Annotated in this window: 3 protein-coding genes and 1 pseudogene; 2 read left to right on the plus strand and 2 right to left on the minus strand. The window is 72.6% G+C overall.

Annotation, left to right across the window (positions count from 1 at the left end):
* Positions 1-260: pseudogene (locus tag OFY01_RS14065) on the minus strand (2-oxoacid:ferredoxin oxidoreductase subunit beta); the annotation flags it as partial.
* Positions 250-2,151: a 2-oxoacid:acceptor oxidoreductase subunit alpha gene (locus OFY01_RS14070; RefSeq protein ID WP_266599794.1), complete on the minus strand. Its 1,902-nt coding sequence runs from the start codon at positions 2,149-2,151 to the stop codon at positions 250-252. The pseudogene OFY01_RS14065 and the gene OFY01_RS14070, both read right to left, overlap by 11 nt.
* Before the next feature lie 237 nt (positions 2,152-2,388).
* Here OFY01_RS14070 and OFY01_RS14075 point away from each other — a divergent pair, with 237 nt between their 5' ends.
* Positions 2,389-4,674, plus strand: coding sequence for an ATP-binding protein (locus tag OFY01_RS14075; RefSeq protein ID WP_266599790.1), 2,286 nt, complete (start codon positions 2,389-2,391; stop codon positions 4,672-4,674).
* Complete coding sequence (locus tag OFY01_RS14080) at positions 4,674-6,230, plus strand: AMP-binding protein (RefSeq protein ID WP_266599792.1); 1,557 nt, start codon at positions 4,674-4,676, stop codon at positions 6,228-6,230. The genes OFY01_RS14075 and OFY01_RS14080 overlap by 1 nt, the downstream gene beginning before the upstream one ends.
* Positions 6,231-6,281 lie beyond the last annotated feature (51 nt).

The raw sequence follows: 6,281 nt of genomic DNA on the forward strand, positions 1-6,281 counted from the left end.
ATGGCGGGTGCGCGGCCGTGGATGGAGTGCATCCCGTAGGTGTTCATGTAGTACGGGAAGCGGGAGGAGCAGCCGATGCCGGAGACGAAGACGATGTTCTCCTTGGCCAGGCCGAGCTGGGGCATGAAGCCCTGCACGGCGGCCAGGACCGCGTAGTCACCGCAGCCGGGGCACCAGCGCACCTCCTGGTCGGACTTGAAGTCCTTCATGGTCTGCCTGGCCTCGGCCTTGGGGACGAGCGGCAGGGCTTCAGTGGGCATCGAGGGTCTCCCGGATCGCTGTGGCGAGCTGCTCGGCCTTGAAGGGCATGCCATTGACCTGGTTGTACGAGAGTGCGTCCACGAGATACCGGGCGCGGACGAGCGTGGCGAGCTGGCCGAGGTTCATCTCGGGGATCACCACCTTGTCGTAACGCTTCAACACCTCGCCGAGATTGCGCGGGAAGGGGTTGAGGTGGCGCAGGTGGGCCTGCGCGATCTTCTCGCCGGACCCGCGCAGACGGCGGACGGCCGCGGTGATCGGCCCGTACGTCGAACCCCACCCCAGGACAAGGACCTCGGCCTGCGACCCGGGGTCGTCCACGTCCAGACGCGGCACGGTGACGCCGTCGACCTTGGCCTGGCGGGTGCGGACCATGAAGTCGTGGTTGGCCGGGTCGTAGGAGATGTTCCCGGTGCCGTCCTGCTTCTCGATACCGCCGACGCGGTGCTCAAGGCCCGGAGTACCGGGGATCGCCCACGGCCGGGCGAGGGTTCGCGGGTTGCGTTTGTAAGGCCAGAACACCTCGGTGCCGTCGGCCTTGGCGTGGTTGGGGCCGGTGGCGAACTGGACACGCAGATCCGGCAGTTCGTCGATGTCCGGGATGCGCCAGGGCTCGGAACCGTTGGCCAGGTAGCCGTCGGAGAGAAGGAAGACCGGAGTGCGGTAGGACAGTGCGATCCGGGCCGCTTCCAGCGCCGCGTCGAAACAGTCCGCCGGGGTCTTCGGCGCGACGACCGGGACGGGGGCCTCGCCGTTCCTGCCGTACATGGCCTGGAGCAGATCGGCCTGCTCGGTCTTGGTCGGCAGCCCGGTCGAAGGCCCGCCGCGCTGGATGTCCACCACCAGCAGAGGCAGTTCCAAGGAGACGGCCAGGCCGACCGTCTCCGACTTCAGGGCCACTCCCGGGCCCGACGTCGTCGTCACCGCCAGCGACCCGCCGAAGGCCGCACCGAGCGCCGCGCCGATCGCCGCGATCTCGTCCTCCGCCTGGAAGGTGCGCACACCGAAGTTCTTGTGCCTCGACAGCTCGTGCAGGATGTCGGAGGCCGGGGTGATCGGGTACGAGCCGAGGAACAGCGGCAGATCCGCCTGCCGGGAGGCGGTGATCAGGCCGTACGCCAGCGCCAGGTTCCCCGAGATGTTGCGGTACGTGCCGCGCGGGAACGCGTCCGTGGCCGGGGCCACCTCGTAGGAGACGGCGAAGTCCTCCGTCGTCTCGCCGAAGTTCCAGCCCGCGCGGAACGCCGCGATGTTGGCCGCCGCGACCTGAGGCTTCCTGGCGAACTTGGTCTCCAGGAAGCTCTCCGTGCCCTCGGTAGGACGGTGGTACATCCAGGAGAGGAGACCCAGGGCGAACATGTTCTTGGCGCGCTCGGCCTCCTTGCGGGACAGCTCGAAACCCTTGAGGGCCTCCACCGTCAGCGTGGTCAGCGGCACCCGGTGCACGCTGTAGCCGCCGAGCGAGTCGTCCTCCAGAGGAGACGTCCCATAGCCGACCTTCTGCACCGCGCGCGCGGTGAACTCGTCCGTGTTCACGATCACTTCGGCGCCGCGCGGCACGTCCCCGATGTTCGCCTTCAAGGCGGCCGGGTTCATCGCCACCAGCACGTCCGGAGCATCGCCCGGCGTGAGAATGTCGTGGTCGGCGAAGTGCAGCTGGAACGACGAGACGCCCGGCAGGGTCCCGGCGGGCGCCCGGATCTCGGCCGGGAAGTTCGGAAGCGTCGCCAGGTCGTTGCCGAACGACGCGGTCTCCGACGTGAACCGGTCCCCTGTCAACTGCATTCCGTCACCGGAGTCACCCGCGAAACGGATCACCACCCGGCCGAGTCGTGCGACTGGTTTGGCCTGAACGCCCACTGCGGACGGCCCCTCTCGATGGAATCCGATGGCTCACACCCTGGTCATTCGAACGGCACCGCCTTGTGACGAACTAAAGTGCCGGGCTCCCGTGCCGCCCGATGACGCGTTCATGGCCGGAAAACAGCGCCGCGCACCCCGCCCACCGTGTGATTCAGGGCTGCTTAAGCCGCGCTGCCTAACGTCCGACCCCACACCGCGGCGGCCCCGGTCAGCCCTCGGACGAGGGCACCGAGCGGGCCGGCCCAGTGGCCGAAAGGGGGGAGAATGCCCACCGATCTGTCCGACCTGCGTGGGTACCAGCCGGTGGCCGAGATGGTCGGCCGGGAGCTCGACCTGATCGGGGTCCAAGGGCGCCTCCAAGACCCGTCCGTGCGCCTCGCCACGCTCACCGGCGCGGGGGGCGTCGGCAAGAGCCGCCTCGCCACCGCCGCCGCACGCTCCCTGGCCGACGACTTCCCCGGTGGTGTCGCCACCGTCGACCTGCCCGCCTGCGGGAGCGCCGACGCGGCCCTCAAGAGCACCGAGGCGGCCCTGCGCGAACTGCGCGCCGAAGCCCGCTGCCTGCTCGTCCTCGACGGGGTCGAACACCTCACGGACGCCCTCGCGCCGTTCGTCGCCGAACAACTGGACGCGTCCGGACACCTGACGGTCCTCGCCACCGGGCAGGAGGCTCTCGGTATCTACGGCGAGCGGATCGTCCCCGTCGCACCGCTGCCGGTACCGGGGCCGCTGCTCGAACCCGACGTCACCGACGTGCAGGACAACCCGGCCGTGCAGCTGTTCACGCGCCGCGCGCACGAGACGAACCCCGACTTCACGCTCACCGCCGAGAACGTCGAGGCCGTCGTCGACATCTGCAACCTCCTCGAAGGCGTCCCCCTCGTCCTCGAACTGGCCGCCCGGCGCCTGCGCCTCTACCCGTTGCAGGAGCTGGTCGCCTGGCTGCGCCGCGGCGGCGACAGCCACCTGTCGGGGCCCGTCGACGTACCACCACGCCAGCGCTCCACGCTCGCCATAGCCGACTGGAGCTGCCGGGGCCTGACCGGCGGACAACGGGCGCTGCTCGCCCGGCTCGCCCTGTCCCGGCACGGCACGACCCTCGCCGGCGCCGAGAAGGTCTCCCCCCTCACCGCCACCGAGACCGCCGACGCCCTTGAGGCGCTCCTCGACCGCAGCCTGCTCACCATCGACGAACGCCCCCTGGGCGAGGCGCGGCTGATGATGTCGCGCACCATCCGCGTCTACGGCCTCGCCCTCCTCGACGAGGCGGGCGAAGCGGAAGCGGCGGCCGCACGCGCCGATCACGCCCGTCACTACCACAAGCTCATGCGCAGCCTCGAAGGCCGCTTCCAGGGCTCCGAGCAGCAGCGCTGGCTGCGGGTGGCAGCCGCCGAACACGACAACGTTCTCGTCGCCCTGCGCCACCTCAAGGACACGGCGTCCCCCCTCGACCAGGCCGCCCTGGTCGCCGCCTGCCTGCGTCCCTGGCTGATCCGCGGCGCACTGCGCGAAGGTCTCGCCTGGTTCGACTCCGCCGCGGCGGCGCTGCAGGCCGAGGACCGCGACGAGAACGAGGAGACCCTGCGCGCCCGCGCCCGCCTGTCCAGCGGCGCGGGCGCACTCACCGCGGCCCTCGGCGACCACGACGGCGCCTGCCACCACTACCGGCGTGCCGTCTCCCTCGGCAAACGCCTCAAGGACTCCCGCAACGGCGCGCTCGCCTCCGCCCGGATGGGCCTGGCCCTGTTCCACTGCGGCGACCGCGCGGTGGGCCGCTCCCTGCTCACGGCCGCCCTCACCACCCTCGACGCGCAGGGAGACACCGGCGGCTCCGCCGAGGCGGGCACCGCGCTCGCCGAAGTCCTCCTCGAATCAGGGGAGCCAGGGGAGGCGGCCGCCCTGCTGGACCGCTCCGAGCGCATCCAGCGCCAGCACGGCGAGATACGAAGCCTGGCCTGCACCCTGCACACCCGCGCCCGCCTCGCCCTGCGCGGCGACGACGAAGCGGCGGCGCAGGCCGCGCTGCGCGAGAGCATCGGCCTGTACGACTCGATCGACGAACGCACCGAACTGCCCGCCGTACTCGATGACTTCGCCCTGCTCATCCAGTCGAGAGCGGGACAGCCGCAGCGCGCGACCCGTCTGTTCGCCGCCGCCGAGGCGCTCCGCAGGCGCACCGGCGTCAAAGTCGCGGGTGAGCGCTGGGAGCGCCTGCAGGCCGCGGTGAGCGAACTGCGCCGCCAGCTCGGCTGGACCGTCTTCGCCACCGCCTGGGTCGAGGGCCTGCGGCTCGCCCCCGAGGCGATGGCGAAAGAAGCACTCGCCGCCGTCGAGCCGGGCCGCGCCGAAGAGCGCACCGAGGCGGCCACCCTCACCCCGCGCCAGCTCCAGGTCGCGCTGCTCGTCGCCGAAGGCATGACGAACCGGCAGATAGCGAACCATCTGAAGATCGCCGAGTGGACCGTCGTCAACCACGTCCGCAACGTGATGCGCAAACTCGACTGCAACTCCCGGGTCCAGGTGGCGTGGGCCGTGGGCAGGAGACAGTGATGGCCGCACGCCGCAAGGCAGCCGGCAAGGACCGTGCGGCGGGGCCCGCCGACGGCGGCGTCCCGCTCGCCGACCTGCTCGGCGCCGTCAGCCCGCCCGACGAGGTGGCCCGCGCCTTCACCGAGCGCGGCCGGTGGCGCACCGAGACCGTCCTGCACGACCTGTACCGGGGCGCGGCCCGGCACCCCCACCGCGCCGCCGTCGTCGCCCACCGAGCCCACCGGCCCCCCGCCACCCGCGTGATCCGCCTCTCCTACGGCCAGCTCGCGGCCTACACCGACCGGTTCGCGCACGCCCTGGACGCGCTGGGCGTGCGCCAGGGCGACCCCGTCGCGTTCCAGCTGCCCAACCGGTGGGAGACCTGCGCGCTGCTGCTCGCCTGCCTGCGGGTCGGCGCCGTCGCCGTGCCCGTCATGGCCGGATACGGCGCCCACGACCTGCACGCGGTGCTCACCGCCGCACAGCCCCGCCTGTGCGTCGTACCCGATGTGTGGGAGGGCACGCGCCCCGCGCGGACCCTCGCCGACCTCGCCCCCTCGCTGCCCTGGCTGCGCCACCGCGTCGTGCTCGGTGACGCCGCGGACACCGGCGCCGTCGACTTCGAACAGCACTTCGTGCGCACCCCGCACGAGCGTTACCGGCGCACCGGCTGGCTGCCGCTGCCCGCCAGGCTCGCCGACCGGATCTGCTGCGCCATCACCTCGATCGGCCTGCACGGCTCGCACGCCATGGCCCTGCACAGCCCCAACTCGCTGTACGCGGGACGGGACCGGGACGCGCACGGCGCCGGTTTCTCCGCGCTCCCGCTGGCCGCCTTGCCGTCCCTCCTGCACACCCTGGTCGGCCCGCTCACCCGCGGCGCGGCCGTGGTCCTGCAGGACGTCTGGGACCCGCGGGCCGCGCTCGACCTTCTCGCCGAGGCGGGCGTGCGGCACGCCCTGGCGACGCCCGCGCAGTGGACGGAACTCGTCGCGGCACAGCAGCAACACCCGCGTGAGCTGGACGAGTTGCGCCACGGCGTCGCCCTGGGACCGGAGGGCGCGTCCACCCGCCTGGTGCGCCAGGTCCACGACGCCCTGCGGGTCCCGCTGCGCGGCGGACCGGAGGGCGAGGCCGTACCCGACGGCGGGGCGCACCGCACGCCCGGCGCCGCGTCACCGCTGGCCGTGTGGCGGCGCGAGACCCGGGGCCTGCGCCTGACCTGGGGCCAGGAGCACGCGGAAGGGCCCGGTGACCTCGCCGCCCCGGACGAGGACGGGTGGCCGCCGTCCGCACAGGAGGTCGGCGGGGTCTTCCTGGTCCCCGTCACCGAGGTCCAGGAGCGGCTGCTGACGCATCCGGCGGTGCGCGAGGCGACGGTCGTCGCCCGTACCGACCCCCGGCACGGGGAACTGGCCTGCGCCGTCGTCGTCCCGGAGGGTGACCCGCCGACGCTGCTGGAACTCCGTGACCACCTCACCGCCCGGGGCGTCCGGCCGGCGCACCTCCCGGCCCGCCTGGAACTCGTGGCGGTGCTCCCCGGGGCCACGACGGCGGCCGCGACACCGCCCGGCTGAGCCGGACCCGCCCCGCGCACACGTGGTCCCCGGCCCGTTCAGCGGAACGGG

It is taken from the genome of Streptomyces beihaiensis (genome assembly GCF_026274175.1).
Lineage (GTDB): Bacteria > Actinomycetota > Actinomycetes > Streptomycetales > Streptomycetaceae > Streptomyces > Streptomyces beihaiensis.

Excerpts from the sequence above, each read along its gene's own strand:
- OFY01_RS14075 (WP_266599790.1), top strand. The coding sequence starts at position 2,389 with ATGCCCACCGATCTGTCCGACCTGCGTGGGTACCAGCCGGTGGCCGAG.
- OFY01_RS14080 (WP_266599792.1), top strand. The coding sequence starts at position 4,674 with ATGGCCGCACGCCGCAAGGCAGCCGGCAAGGACCGTGCGGCGGGGCCC.